Origin of the sequence: Alteromonas lipotrueae (assembly GCF_019249215.1) — a bacterium.
GTDB classification, from domain to species: Bacteria; Pseudomonadota; Gammaproteobacteria; order Enterobacterales; family Alteromonadaceae; genus Alteromonas; species Alteromonas lipotrueae.
On record NZ_JAESDI010000009.1, the window covers coordinates 172881 to 186588 of the forward strand.

The following is a 13708-nucleotide window of genomic DNA, read 5'->3' on the forward strand; positions in this document are numbered from 1 at the left end:
ATAGTAATGCCGATTTCTTCAAATACTCAATAGTGTGTTTCTTTTTTTAATACGTCACTGTAATGATGAAACCTAACTGTGATTACGTTCATTATTAGTTATAGCTTTTTGATTTATTGAATATTGAAATTCGGCGCTTGAAATACGCATTTAAACGACCAATTTACGCATCCCGACAATAAAATTTGTCGAGAAAGCAAAACGATTGAACACAATCGCTTTATTATGTGAATTGGTGTGCTTTATCTGGTAAAATCCGCCACCCTGAAATCAACCTAAATGAGTGTTATCTACGTTGTGACTGATATTGAATCAAACGCGAGCAAAAAAGTGATCGTCGGAATGTCCGGCGGCGTCGACTCTTCCGTTTCTGCCTACTTGCTATTACAGCAAGGCTATCAGGTAGAAGGCTTGTTCATGAAGAACTGGGAAGAAGATGATAATGATGAATATTGCTTAGCCGCCGAAGATTTAAAAGATGCACAAGCCGTCGCTGACAAATTAGGCATTGAGCTTCACACCATCAATTTTGCCGCTGAATACTGGGATAACGTATTTGAGTATTTCCTAGAAGAATACAAAGCAGGCAGAACGCCTAACCCCGATATAATGTGCAACAAGGAAATTAAGTTTAAAGCGTTCCTTGAATTTGCCGCCGAAGACTTAGGTGCAGACTATATTGCAACCGGTCATTACGTGCGCCGCCGCCATCAAGATGGCAAGTGGCAGCTATTGCGCGGGTTGGATGAAAATAAAGATCAAAGCTACTTCCTCTATACCTTAGGTGAAGAACACGTAGCGAAAACCTTGTTCCCTGTAGGCGATATTGAAAAGCCTCTGGTACGTAAAATTGCTGAAGAACAAGGGCTAATCACCCACGACAAAAAAGATTCCACCGGCATCTGTTTTATCGGCGAACGTAAATTTAAGGACTTTTTAGGCCGCTATTTACCTGCCCAACCCGGTATTATTGAAACTGCGGAAGGGGAAGAAATTGGTAAACACGAAGGCTTGATGTATCACACCCTCGGTCAACGCAAAGGCCTGCACATTGGTGGCCACGCAAAATACGGTGAAGAACCTTGGTATGTGGTAGATAAAGACGTAGCACGCAATGTATTAATTGTAGGCCAAGGTGCCGACCACCCTCGCCTATACTCTAAAGGCTTGGTGGCAAAACAACTGCATTGGGTAGACCGCACGGCTATTACAGAACCTATGCGAGCTGTGGTAAAAACCCGCTACCGTCAAACTGATATTCCCTGCGCACTCGCGCCAATCAATGATGATATGATTGAAGTCATTTTTGATGAGCCGCAAAAAGCGGTTACACCTGGTCAATCTGCCGTTTTCTACCTAGATGAAGTGTGTTTGGGCGGCGGAATTATTGAGAGCTATATTCGTTAATGTTAGATACAGACATAGAAAATAATTTGGCCTTGGCTGGCGTTTGCCAGTCTGCGGCACTTGTGCAAAGCCTTGCAAGAAAGGGCACGGCAAACGACGAAGCGGTAGAAGCAAGTCTTTCCAGTATTTTGGTTACCGATCCTGAAAATCCACAGCAAGTGTTTGGCAAGTTAAGCAACCTGGAAGTTGGGTATAAAACCTTATTCGCACAGTTATCAGATAAACAAACGAACAAAGACACCGAGTTGACGCGTTATATTGCCAGCATTCTTGGCCTTGAAAGAAAACTTGCACGTAAACCTGCCGCTATGAAAGAGCTAGCAGAGCGTATTTCTCACGTGCAGCGTCAATTGGCACATGTAGATTTTCAAAATCCGCAAATTGTGTCGTCGTTGGCCAGTATATACAGCGATATTATTAGTCCATTAGCACCGCGCATTCAAATAGCGGGCAACCCGGATCATCTTGGCCAACCGGCTACGCAGCACAAAGTTCGAGCTATATTACTTGCAGGCGTGCGCGCCGCGGTAATGTGGCGTCAAATGGGTGGTAAACGTCGGAACATTTTGTTTCGCAGAAAACAAATTTTAAATAGCGCTGTAAAGGCGCTCAGGCTGATAAACTAGTTAAGGAGCTGAAGGTGGAACTGAGTCAGTTAACTGCAATTTCCCCTGTCGATGGTCGATATGCTGGAAAAAGCGTAGAATTACGTAGTATTTTTTCCGAATACGGCTTACTGAAATACCGTGTTGAAGTGGAAGTACGATGGCTGCAAATGCTATCGGCGAACACTAAAATTGAAGAAGTTCCTGCGTTTTCTGATACCTCAAACGCATTATTAGATTCTATTGTGGCTAACTTTAGTGTTGATGATGCTATGCGCATTAAAGATATTGAGCGCACCACCAACCACGATGTTAAAGCGGTTGAATACTTTCTAAAAGAACAAGTGGCTAGCAACAGCGAATTATCTGCTGTAAATGAGTTTATTCACTTTGCTTGTACGTCTGAAGATATTAACAACCTTTCTCACGGCCTTATGCTTACCGAAGCCCGTGATACCGTGTTGCTACCTTACTGCGACAAACTTATCGATGCCCTTATTGCACTTGCCAAGGAATACCAACACATTCCAATGATGGCACGTACACACGGCCAACCCGCCTCTCCTTCTACCATGGGTAAGGAAATGGCTAACGTGGCAATGCGTTTGAAGCGTCAACGTGCGCAAATTGCTAAGGTTGAAATTTTAGGCAAAATTAATGGCGCCGTAGGTAACTACAATGCCCATTTATCTGCTTACGCTGATGTAGACTGGCACAGCGAGTCTGAAAAGTTTGTCACATCACTAGGCTTATCGTGGAACCCATACACCACGCAAATTGAACCGCATGATTATATTGCCGAGTTGTTTGATGCAGTAGCCCGCTTTAATACCATTCTTATCGATTTCGATCGTGATGTGTGGGGTTATATCGCGCTAGGTCACTTTAAGCAAAAAACCATTGCAGGTGAAATTGGCTCTTCAACCATGCCGCATAAAGTTAACCCTATCGATTTTGAAAACTCGGAAGGTAACTTAGGCCTCGCTAACGCTATCTTTAATCACTTGGCTGCGAAGCTTCCTATTTCTCGCTGGCAGCGTGATTTAACCGACTCTACCGTACTTCGTAATTTAGGGGTTGGTGTGGGTTATGCGGTTATCGCTTATCAAGCTACCCTTAAAGGTATTAGCAAGTTAGAAGTTAACGAGCAAAGCTTGTTGAATGAACTTGATAACAACTGGGAATTACTAGCTGAGCCAATTCAAACGGTAATGCGTCGTTACGGTATTGAAAAGCCTTACGAGAAATTGAAAGAGTTGACCCGTGGTAAAAAGGTTAACGCTGAAATCGTGGCTGAGTTTATTGATAACTTAGACATGCCAGAAGCAGCAAAAGCTGACCTTAAAGCATTAACACCTGCAAGCTACATTGGTGATGCAATCAGGCTAGTAGATCAGTTATAAAGGCATCGCCTTTTCCATACACTTAAAAACGCGGCCAGTCCGCGTTTTTTTATAGTTGGGATTTAGGCATGCTTACACACAAAACATTTCATTCAAAAGCGGCAATACTTCACGCAACTGCACGCTTTTTTGCCCTGTGCTTATTGTTACAAACACCGCTATTGATGGCTTATGCTCACTACAGCGCACACCATATCGCACTGTGGTGGAATCTAACCTTTCATATTCTTTGTGCATTTACCACGCTATACCTTTGTAACAAAGGCCTGCCATCGCATGCTCGTACACTACTGTTAACCAGCTATTACAGCTATATCGTGCTAGCGACTTTCCTATGGCGTGGTGACGTGTACATTCAGCACTTTTTATTGATTGGCTGCTTATGCTGTGTGGGAGTGTTTAGCCAGCATGAGCAACGTCCACGACTTTACTGGGGGTTACTGTTCGCCCTAACATTCTGTGTTATCGACGGCCTATTTAGCTACTCGCTTCAAGGTTGGCAGGGCGCTATTCGCCGTAGCAACAGTATTACCTTAACCCTAGCCAGCGTGGGCCTTATACTGACCTTACATGCCCATAGCCGTCGCCACCTTCATCATCTTGCTGTGAACTACCGCCATACGCGGCAATTGTTAATAAAAGCAACTCCTGCAGCCAAGCTTACAAGCGCTTTTACTCGCCCTTTGAACCGCGTTTCAAACACCCCTCACAACGGGCTTTCGCGCCACACTTCAAATAGTTTTTCAACAGGGCTAACGCGTCAAACCTTTACCTCGGCCAGTGTGTTATTTGCAGATATAAAAGGTTATCAAACGTTGGCCCCCTTGTTTGGAGAACAAAACGTAATAGAGGCTTTAGATGCATTTTACAGCCAAATAGATGTGCTCGCCGCTGCGCACAACATGTTCCCAGTAAAAACGAATGGCGATGAATACATGGCGGTTAGCGAACTGTGTATGTTCCCTCCTTCACACCCTGCAATTGGTGCGCAAAAAGGCGACCCAAATACGCAGAATAGTTCACAGGCAAGTGCGCAGAGTCATTCACACAGTAGAATGCAAGAAAATACACATCACATAAACAACTGCGTGCTGTTTGCCCTTGCCGTTACCGCCACCTTTAAAGTTTTTGCATTAAAAGAAGGCTGGCCGTGCCAAATTCGTATTGGTGTGGCAGCAGGCCCTGTTACCGCTGGCATGCCCCAAAGGCAGCACGGCATTTTCGATGTGTGGGGTAATACAGTTAATTTGGCGTCTATGTTAGAACAACATTGCAACGGAAATTCCGTTACCGTTTGCGCTAGCACATTTCCCCATCTACCCGCTGAAACCCAAGCTAAATTCTGCCCCATTTTAATTAATAGCAAAATAGGTCAATTGGACGCCTTCGAGCACCGACTTACTGATACACGCTAGGCTAGTAACCCTTTATAGAATAAACGATAATACCCTCATAGATGCGTGGAGATTAATTAATGAAAGAATTCGATATTGAACATTTTCTATCTCATTATTGGCAACAAAAGCCCGTAGTATTACGTGGCTTTTTTCAAGATTTTGAAGATCCTATCGATGAGCACGATTTGGCAGGCTTGGCCCAAGAAGAAGAAATAGATAGCCGACTACTAAGCTTTGAAAATACCCGTGGCAACGCTACTGATAGCACAGGCGAATGGAAAGTACATCAAGGGCCTATTCATGATTTTGAAGCCGTGTGCGAAGGGGCATGGACCCTACTCGTGCAAAGTGTAGACAGGTATGTGCACGACGTCGCTGATATTCTTGAACCCTTCCGCTTTCTTCCAAACTGGCGCTTAGACGACCTAATGGTAAGTTTTGCCACTAAAAATGCAGGTGTTGGCGCACATATCGACCAATATGATGTGTTTTTAGTACAAGGAAAAGGGCAGCGCCGTTGGCGAGTAGGTAAGCCTGGAGAATACAAAGAAGTATTCCCACACCCTAAACTTCGTCAAATTGAAGGCTTCGAGCCTATTATTGATGAAGTACTGCACCCTGGTGATGTGCTTTATATTCCGCCGGGTTGGCCACACGACGGTAAGGCGCTGGAAGACTGCTTAACCTACTCGGTAGGCTTTCGTGCCCCTGAAACCGCTCAACTCGCCGATAGCCTGTCGTTAATGTTAGAAACCAGCGACATTAACGTGCGATTTACCGATGCAGGTAGAAAGTTGTCAATGCCTTCGGCAGTGGTTGAACCCAGCGATATCGCCGCGTTGAAAAAACAGCTCATCACGGCCATTAATTCAGATGACTTTACCCATGCGTTGCTTGAATCGTTAAGCGAACAAGGGCTTCCTGAATATCCACCCGAGCATTTATATACAGATAGCCAAATAGCCGCAGGTTTTGAAGCGGGTGTAGAGTTTGCGCCTGCACCGGGTGTACGTGCGCTCATTGCAACTGATGCTGAAAATACATCGCTTTCTCGTTCTGGTAGCTACTTTTACGTTAACGGCGAACGGTTTAGTTTTAGCAAGGAAGATGAACAGTGGGTTCAGCTTTTAGTGAACAACGATGTTCTTTTTGCGAATATTCTGCCAGATCCCCCCTCTTTTGCGTTTTTAGCAACATTAACTACACTTATAAACAAAGGTTACTGGGAATGGATAGAAGCATAAAGCACCGATATGGCTTATACGATAGAGAACGTCGATTGGGCAAGGGATAAGCATCGACTTAAAGCAATTAGGGAAGATGTATTCGTTTTGGAATGGCGAGTACCCCAAGACAGTGAATTTGATGAGCGCGATGCCAGCGCTTTTCATGTACTGCTTTTGGAAGAAGGTGAGGAAGCCAGCTTACCCATTGCAACCGGGCGGTTAACTCAGTGTGGGGAAATTGGCAGAATTGCGGTGAAACGCGGCTACCGAAACATGTCTATTTACCGCACGCTGTTTGCGGCGTTAATAGAGGTTGCCAACCACCATCAAGTTACTATCTTAACAGTTAGCTGCAGCCTTGATAGTGTGTCGTACCATCAAGGCTTAGGCTTTAAGCCCGAAGGGCAAGTGTTTATGGACGGTGGCGTAGCACGACAGCGCATGCAATGCCCTGCAGAACGTTTTCCATTCCCCGATGTTTCACAAATGCATTAACTATCACATTAGCCATTGCATCAATAAAGGTTAACTTAAACGCTTGGCCATAGCTCATCTTGGTTTTGTATGGCGTGCAGGCCTTCTGCTCTACTTTCTAATAATTCCGCATACTCCAACGACGATGCATCAGCACTGTCTGACTCGCGTAAATTTGCCGCCTTCAACTGCCACGCCATTGCGAAATGTTTGATTGCATCGCGAGCAGTAGCCGCCGTAGACTCAGCAATGTAGTCAGTGGGTAAATCGCCACTCATCACCCAATACATTGCATTGTTAGTATCTTTTATCTTCCACACTGCCAAGTAAGGCACCAAATAGCGGCTTTCATTTGTTACGACTGATTCAAAAAGCACACCATTTGCGGCGAGGTGTTTGTTTGCTTTTTGAAATTGCTCACGCACCCATTCACTGCGCTGCTGGTCGGTCATTTCATTTTGTGGTGTATTGTCTGTCATATTATTCTCTAATCTATTTTATTTTTAGTTTTTACATAGTCGGTCAATATTAGCCAATAGATATTGGGGTGATGAAACACAAGCCAATAAACCTTGTAAAGGATGCTTCGGCTTGAATTGCTCTATACGGGCTACCTGACTTCGACAAGAGTAGCCACTGGCAAGAATAGCATTTGGTGGGTAGCGTTTAACCGCTTGCTCCCAACTTAACCCATAAATGGCTAACGACTTTTCTTTTTGATCGGCTTCATGGCCATAAGTTCCCGCCATGCCGCAACAGCCTACCGCCACAATATCAACTGGCTGATTAACTTTAGCAAACAAACCTTGCCATTGCTTTTCAGATGCCGGCAACGCCGTTTTTTCTGTGCAGTGGCTTAGCAGAGCAAATGGCTGAGCTGAAGTCTCTGACACACCTGCCTTTTTGCTTGTCGCTTGCCATACATCACTGGGTACCGTTTCAAGCCATTCATGCACTGCCAACACATGAAAATCACCACGGGCTTTACCCAAGGTTTTGGTGTACTCATCACGATAAACCAGTACTAAAGAGGCATCTACACCTGCCATAGGAATGTTTAGCTGCGCCACTTCATTTAAAAAGCCTGCGGTATTTTTTGCAGTTTTCGCAAATTTAGCTAAAAAGCCTTTTACATGTTCTGGTTTGCCATTCGGTTTGAACGGTAACATTACCGGTGTAAAACCAAGGGCATTCACTAAGGCAACAAAATCTTCAACCACACTCGCATCGTAGTAGCTGGTGAAAGGGTCTTGCACTATCAACACCGTCTTTTGTTTTTCTTCAGCACTTAGCTTCGATAGCGCATCATGATTATAAGTAGCTACTTTCCCTTTTACTCTGTTCGCCAACGTAGGCTCAGATAGAATAGGCGTGTCTACATAACCAATGGTTTTCTCGATACCGTTTTGCATCCACTTTCGTTTCAAAAACAAATTAACCACTGGCGAGAACTTAGCCATAATTGGCGCCATGCGTTCAATGTTACCCACAAGGTGGTCTTTCATTGGGCGCATGTAGCGCTGGTAATAAATAGATAAAAACTTCGACCTAAAATCAGGTACATCTACTTTCACCGGGCATTGGCTTGAACACGACTTACAGGCTAAGCAACCATTCATGGCATCTAGCACTTCGTGAGAAAAATCGTCTTGTTTGTTTCGGCTATTACTAAAGCGCTGCCACCACGACGTATCGAATTGGTCGGCACTTAGTGTTTTGGTGTCTACCCCGTCTTTCGCGAGTAAGCGTATCCACTCACGAATAAGGCCGGCACGGCCTTTCGGGCTGTGCCGTCTATCGCGAGTCACTTTACTTGATGGGCACATGGGCGACGTGGTGTCGTAGTTAAAGCACAAGCCATTTCCATTACATTCCATGGCAGGCGCAAAAGCTTCTTTAAACGTAGTAGGAATAGTTCTATCGAATGTCGCGCGTTTCGTATCGCTAACCTTTACCAAGCTTTCAGTACTATCTAAAGGCGTACACACCTTACCTGGGTTCATTTTATTAAGCGGATCGAATGCGCTTTTTATTTTACGCAATTCGGTAAATAACATGTCACCGAAAAAGGCAGGACCATACTCGCTGCGATAACCTTTACCGTGCTCGCCCCACATTAAGCCGCCATATTTAGCCACTAACGCGACTACTTCATCTGATATTTGATGCATCAATTTTTCTTGTTCAACATCGCATAAATCAAGGGCTGGGCGTACGTGCAACACACCTGCATCAACGTGCCCAAACATACCGTATTTTAAACCATGGCTGTCTAGCAGAGCCCTAAATTCCATGATGAAGTCAGCCAAGTTTTCAGGTGGTACTGCGGTATCTTCAGCAAACGCAATAGGCTTTTGCACCCCTTTGGTTTTACCCAACAGGCCAACTGACTTTTTACGCATGGCGTAAATTTTACCAATATCCGCTTTATCAAACGTAACCTGATATCCAATTACCCCACCCTCGCCGGTTTCAGCAGCGGCGGTAAGCCTGGCTTCTAGTTCGGCAATGCGGGTGCGAATTTCTTCTTCATCATTACTGTTGTACTCCACCATATTTAAGCCCAACATTTCCTTATTCGGAACGTCGGTAATTAAATTGGCAATGGAATGCCAGATAATATCGGTTTTAGCTAGGTTCAGTACTTTTGAGTCTACCGTTTCAACAGACGTGGCATTTGCTTTTACCATTTCGGGAGCATGACGAAGCGCCGATTCAAAGGTATCGTATTTAATATTAACTAAGGCTTTATGTTTCGCGATAGGCGTTAGGGAAAGCTTAGCTTCGGCCACCATGGCTAGCGAGCCTTCGGCGCCGGTTATCAGGCGGCTTACATCTATAAGCTGCTCGGTTTCGTTATAGGCGTGCTCTAAATCGTAACCGGTTAAAAAGCGGTTTAAACGCGGGAATTTTTCAATAATGGCATCGCGCTTATCTACGCAAGTAGCAAGTACTTGGCGCAGAATACCCGCATAGGCACTGTTATCTGCGTTTGTGTCGGCTATTTCTTTCGCTTCTTGCACACTAATTGGCGTGGTGTTTAATACATCACCGTTAGCCAGCACCGAAGTTAAGCCCAATACATGATCGCTGGTTTTACCGTAAACTAACGAGCCCTGCCCAGAGGCATCGGTGCTAATCATCCCACCTACCGTAGCGCGGTTACTGGTAGAAAGATCCGGGGAAAAGAAAAATCCATGGGGGCGAAGGGCGTCATTCAGTGCATCCTTTACTACGCCTGACTGTACTTTAACCCATTGCTCTTCAACATTGATTTCCAGAATTTGATTCATGTAACGCGACATATCAACCACAATGCCGTCGGTTAAACTTTGGCCATTAGTGCCTGTGCCGCCGCCACGCGCAGAGAATTTCACTAGCGGGTGGTCGTTAACCAGCTTGCCTAATACTTGCAAATCGGCAACGCTTTTAGGAAATACCACAGCTTGAGGGAGTTTTTGATATACCGAATTATCGGTGGCCACAGCAAGACGGCTGGCATAGCTGTACTCAACATCGCCGGTAAAAGCGGTACTAGCAAGCTGTTCTAGATATGTCTGATAATGTGTTAAAAGACTCTGCTGGGGCACCACACGTGGCAAACTCATTGTGCTCAATTGCTGTAAAACCTCTGGAAATGCGATTGTGAGCTAGTATAACCACAGCGCTTGAGAGTCTCTAGCCAATTACACATATTTCATGTGGTTTTAATGACTAATTTTGCACTTTATATAACTGGATGCCTTTTTAATGCCGGCTTATTTTGCGAATGAGAATACCTTAGAAAATCACAGGTTAGCCATTCAGCTTTAATTATTGCACAATGCTCGCTCTTCTATTTTCAATTAAAGGAAAGCGCATATGTCTTTTACAGTAAACAGTTATTTTGATGACAAGGTTCGTTCAATTGCATTTGAGTCAGCAAATGGCCCCTGTACTTCAGGCGTAATGGCGCCAGGTGAGTACACCTTCAACACCAGTCAGCACGAAGTAATGAAAGTAATGGAAGGTGAAATGACCGTTAAACTTCCAGGTTCAAGCGACTGGCAGTCGTTCAAAACGGGAACAGAGTTTACTATTGATGCAAAGCTTTCTTTCGATGTAAAAATTGAAACACCTACTGCTTATCTTTGTTTTTATAGCTAGCTGAAGTTTATTGCTTAGGCTTACCTAACGCTGCACTTGTTAATAATGCAGGTGACAGCGTTGGGTGAATTTGATGCAGGTAAGTTAATTGTAGCTATATTTTTTGCTGCTTTATTTATTTGCTAATAGCGATTCCCTATCCCTTTTGGAACGCTTCAATCATACGCGAAGAATATATAACCGTTCTAGGCACTCTGCGTTAGACAAATATTTTTTAGCGTACCTTTCGCCATAAATGCCACTTGTCATTTGTTTTACCTAAGCGCTTTGTATTTATAGAGCTTAATTTGTAGTACTTTTATGGTCTTCTAGCTAAATTAAACTTACTACACCATAATACAAAGTAAATGAGTCAAATACTCCTTCAGCCCCGAACATACCGTTTTTGTACCTTTAATTCGTGAGCAAAAAACACCATCCGGCTTTATTGTTTTGAGGGGTTAGCAGGTAATCTGGAAATATAGATAAAATCAAAAAACCCATAATAGTGTGTTTAAACAGACCGATTTGGGGCCTAATAAACTGTTAAATTCAAGGAAGCATCGTGCAAGAATCGCGGAAACTGGCGGACTATTTGATAGAAAGGCCTAAACCGAAAGGTATAGATGTCCTTTGTGGTTTGAAGCATTTCGCAATCATTACTTACGCAGTACCTTCTGATAGATTTCAAGGTATATTTCCCGAGCGCTTTAAATTAGACACAGTTGAAATCAACGGCCAAGAAATGGGGCTTATATCTGTAGTTCCATTCATTGATGTTGACTTTACTTCTGCAGTCTTCCCGTTTCCGAAATTTACAATGGGCCAAACAAACTATCGAATATACATTATCGATACTGAAACTGGGGAGCGTTGTGTGTGGTTCCTTGGTACTACTTTAGATTCTTGGACGCTAGCGGTGCCAAGATACCTTTGGAATCTTCCGTGGCACGCTGGAAAAGTTAGCTTTGACTGCACTCTTAATGAAGTAAATGGCTTGTACAAAAAGTATCACATGGAAACTGAATCCCACTGGGCTGAAGCTTCAGTTGATTTGGTTCAATCTGAATCTGATTTGTTAAATTTCCCGGGTTTTCCCGATGTTGAGTCTGCCTTGGTCTATCTAACTCATCCGCTAGCAGGATTTTATTATCGAAGAGATAAAAAGTTAGGTACATATCGTGTGTGGCACAAAGAGCTTGAGGTTAAGCCCGCCAAGATAAAATCAGCTAATTTCAAACTTTTGTCTGACCTTGATATTGTTAAGGAAGAAGAGCAAAGCAATCCCTATAGTGTGTTAGTCGAGCCAATAAATGAATTTACCATATACTTACCTCCTACTATTATTGGGTAATAATTTATCAAAGCGCTCATGCAAGGACGCAGCAGAGCTGCGCCGCTTAGCTTGGCGTTAGATATAAGAATGAACAAACATATTGATTTATATATCGAAGGTACTGAATGCGATACTCAACCAGTTGAAGTTGAGAGCATTGTTCATAAGCTGCAAAGCCTAGATGAGGCCTTGTCTAAAGTTGGTGCTCGCCTCGATGGTAACCTTGAGCATGTTGCAGTTTGGACAATCCCAGTAAAAAGAGGGTTTCAAAAAAATTGAAGTAGCTATCGCCAAAGCTTGTGAGTTGCTTAAAAGAGCCTACGTGGTGGTATGGCAATGTTTATGATGCTCAAGACAACCCGTTAAACTGGTGGCAAAATTATGAAAACATCTAACAAGCGCATTCTGCCTCGCGTCGCGCGGCTGCAGCTGCAGGCATTATATACCATCGGGAAAACCTAACTTATGGTTTACTTATTAGCTGGAATTATTTGTGTTCATTTGGCTTGGGCATTTTTTAATACTCTAGCTGTCAACAGCACATTGTTCATCAATAATTACTCTCGAGTAATTACATTACTTGTTAATTGGTTTATTCCAGTAGGTGGCCCTGCTATTACTTTGCTTGTCCTTCGCTCAATAAACCCTAAAGTAAATAGCGGTAATCCTGTTGCGGACGGTTCTGGTAGTAGCAACTTATATTCGGGTAATGAGGGTTCAGATTCTGGTGGTGGCTGTAGTGATTAATTTAGCTAAGCTATATCGATGATATCCGCATGGGGTCTATATCTAATATTCGGAGCTGCAATAAGTAGCTGTGTTTATGCATATTTTAGTGAAAATGATATTATTAATTAGATGGTAATCAATAGGTAAGAACTTAACAAAAATTTTTAAGCGGCACCAGCCAAGAGCGGGCAGTGCCGCTTAAAATGGCGTTATAGGTAAATAGTTTTGAGTTTAATGGTATGGAGCATGTTCACATTCACAAATTATACTTTCCAAACTGTGGAATATCGTTATTTGTGGAATAGCTACCAAGACTCATGTAGTCAAATTAAGGAAATATTTAGCACCGTGAATTTAATATTGTTTGATTTTGACAAAACAATAATAAACAAAGATACCGGCGCCGAGTATATGAAGTTCATGGTGCAACGCAATCCTATTCGATTTGTATTATGCTTCTTCGCGCTACCTTTCACCCTGCCCTTTTTGATACTGAATAAAACAAAGTTTATTGGTTTCTCTGTGCTTCTGTGGCTAGTTACGTGTGGCATGTCTCCTAAAAAGGTAGCTAAATTACGCAAGCGCTTTATTAACAGGTATTTGGAAAATAACGCTACCGTCCTATATAAAAACGCGATTGAAAAGTTAATTTCACATACCCAAAATAATGACACAGTAGTAATTGTCAGTGGTGCATCAGAGTGGATGGTTAAGCGTATTATTGCAAAGCTCTGTATTCCAAAGCTGGAGGTCGCTTGCTCTGAAGAAAGTCGGCTCGCTGGAGGTATGGTCAGCAAGTTTCATTGTTATTCAACTAATAAAGTTGAACGCATAAAATGCGCTATAACCTTGAAGAATATGAAACAATTATAGGTTACTCAGACAGTTCAATTGATATCCCCCTTTTACGCCTTTGCAATCAACAAATCATAGTTAATCCAAAGCCGTACTGCAGTACGAAGCTGACTAAATCTTTTGAAAAATCGATGAAAATAGTGAAGTGGGT

Annotated in this window: 13 protein-coding genes; 11 read left to right on the top strand and 2 right to left on the bottom strand. The window is 43.3% G+C overall.

Annotated features, from left to right (window positions below; all coding sequences use genetic code 11):
• Positions 1-279: 279 nt before the first annotated feature.
• From mnmA to JKP82_RS12655, 6 genes are all read left to right on the top strand, one after another.
• Positions 280-1407, top strand: a complete 1128-nt coding sequence (gene mnmA / locus JKP82_RS12630; protein ID WP_218397251.1) for a tRNA 2-thiouridine(34) synthase MnmA — start codon at positions 280-282, stop codon at positions 1405-1407.
• Entirely contained in the window at positions 1407-2033 is a 627-nt protein-coding gene (gene hflD / locus JKP82_RS12635) for a high frequency lysogenization protein HflD (RefSeq protein ID WP_159530769.1), read from the top strand. Before mnmA ends, hflD begins: the two co-directional genes overlap by 1 nt.
• 14 nt (positions 2034-2047) lie before the next feature.
• On the top strand, positions 2048-3415 hold the full coding sequence (purB, locus tag JKP82_RS12640) for an adenylosuccinate lyase (protein ID WP_129737948.1): 1368 nt from the start codon (positions 2048-2050) through the stop codon (positions 3413-3415).
• Between the two features lie 68 nt (positions 3416-3483).
• The gene (locus JKP82_RS12645; RefSeq protein ID WP_218397253.1) at positions 3484-4830 is read left to right on the top strand and encodes an adenylate/guanylate cyclase domain-containing protein; all 1347 of its coding nucleotides are present in this window, start codon (positions 3484-3486) and stop codon (positions 4828-4830) included.
• A gap of 59 nt (positions 4831-4889) precedes the next feature.
• Complete coding sequence (locus tag JKP82_RS12650; RefSeq protein WP_218397255.1) at positions 4890-6056, top strand: JmjC domain-containing protein; 1167 nt, start codon at positions 4890-4892, stop codon at positions 6054-6056.
• 9 nt (positions 6057-6065) lie between these two features.
• Entirely contained in the window at positions 6066-6533 is a 468-nt protein-coding gene (locus JKP82_RS12655) for a GNAT family N-acetyltransferase (RefSeq protein WP_159530775.1), read from the top strand.
• 35 nt (positions 6534-6568) lie between these two features.
• Here JKP82_RS12655 and JKP82_RS12660 read toward each other — a convergent pair whose 3' ends face one another.
• Both JKP82_RS12660 and ydiJ read right to left on the bottom strand, forming a co-directional pair.
• The gene (locus JKP82_RS12660) at positions 6569-6991 is read right to left on the bottom strand and encodes a DUF4826 family protein (protein ID WP_159530777.1); all 423 of its coding nucleotides are present in this window, start codon (positions 6989-6991) and stop codon (positions 6569-6571) included.
• A 24-nt stretch (positions 6992-7015) separates the two neighbouring features.
• Positions 7016-10120: a D-2-hydroxyglutarate dehydrogenase YdiJ gene (gene ydiJ / locus JKP82_RS12665; protein ID WP_218397256.1), complete on the bottom strand. Its 3105-nt coding sequence runs from the start codon at positions 10118-10120 to the stop codon at positions 7016-7018.
• Positions 10121-10373: 253 nt separating this feature from the next.
• Between ydiJ and ppnP the strand changes: the two genes are divergently transcribed.
• The 5 genes from ppnP to JKP82_RS12690 all read left to right on the top strand — a co-directional run bounded on the left by ppnP (position 10374) and on the right by JKP82_RS12690 (position 13575).
• Positions 10374-10658 (top strand): pyrimidine/purine nucleoside phosphorylase, encoded by a 285-nt coding sequence (gene ppnP, locus JKP82_RS12670; protein WP_159530781.1) that lies wholly within the window; start codon positions 10374-10376, stop codon positions 10656-10658.
• Between the two features lie 544 nt (positions 10659-11202).
• The gene (locus JKP82_RS12675) at positions 11203-11991 is read left to right on the top strand and encodes a DUF2071 domain-containing protein (protein WP_159530783.1); all 789 of its coding nucleotides are present in this window, start codon (positions 11203-11205) and stop codon (positions 11989-11991) included.
• Positions 11992-12060: 69 nt separating this feature from the next.
• Complete coding sequence (locus JKP82_RS12680; protein ID WP_218397258.1) at positions 12061-12252, top strand: hypothetical protein; 192 nt, start codon at positions 12061-12063, stop codon at positions 12250-12252.
• Between the two features lie 186 nt (positions 12253-12438).
• Entirely contained in the window at positions 12439-12720 is a 282-nt protein-coding gene (locus tag JKP82_RS12685; RefSeq protein ID WP_159530787.1) for a hypothetical protein, read from the top strand.
• Positions 12721-13050: 330 nt separating this feature from the next.
• The gene (locus tag JKP82_RS12690; protein WP_218397260.1) at positions 13051-13575 is read left to right on the top strand and encodes an HAD family hydrolase; all 525 of its coding nucleotides are present in this window, start codon (positions 13051-13053) and stop codon (positions 13573-13575) included.
• The last annotated feature ends 133 nt before the right edge of the window (positions 13576-13708 follow it).

Coding starts and splice junctions, on each gene's coding strand:
- mnmA (WP_218397251.1), top strand. CDS start 280: ATGAGTGTTATCTACGTTGTGACTGATATTGAATCAAACGCGAGCAAA.
- hflD (WP_159530769.1), top strand. CDS start 1,407: ATGTTAGATACAGACATAGAAAATAATTTGGCCTTGGCTGGCGTTTGC.
- JKP82_RS12645 (WP_218397253.1), top strand. CDS start 3,484: ATGCTTACACACAAAACATTTCATTCAAAAGCGGCAATACTTCACGCA.
- JKP82_RS12650 (WP_218397255.1), top strand. CDS start 4,890: ATGAAAGAATTCGATATTGAACATTTTCTATCTCATTATTGGCAACAA.
- JKP82_RS12655 (WP_159530775.1), top strand. CDS start 6,066: ATGGCTTATACGATAGAGAACGTCGATTGGGCAAGGGATAAGCATCGA.
- JKP82_RS12660 (WP_159530777.1), bottom strand. CDS start 6,991: ATGACAGACAATACACCACAAAATGAAATGACCGACCAGCAGCGCAGT.
- ydiJ (WP_218397256.1), bottom strand. CDS start 10,120: ATGAGTTTGCCACGTGTGGTGCCCCAGCAGAGTCTTTTAACACATTAT.
- ppnP (WP_159530781.1), top strand. CDS start 10,374: ATGTCTTTTACAGTAAACAGTTATTTTGATGACAAGGTTCGTTCAATT.
- JKP82_RS12680 (WP_218397258.1), top strand. CDS start 12,061: ATGAACAAACATATTGATTTATATATCGAAGGTACTGAATGCGATACT.
- JKP82_RS12685 (WP_159530787.1), top strand. CDS start 12,439: ATGGTTTACTTATTAGCTGGAATTATTTGTGTTCATTTGGCTTGGGCA.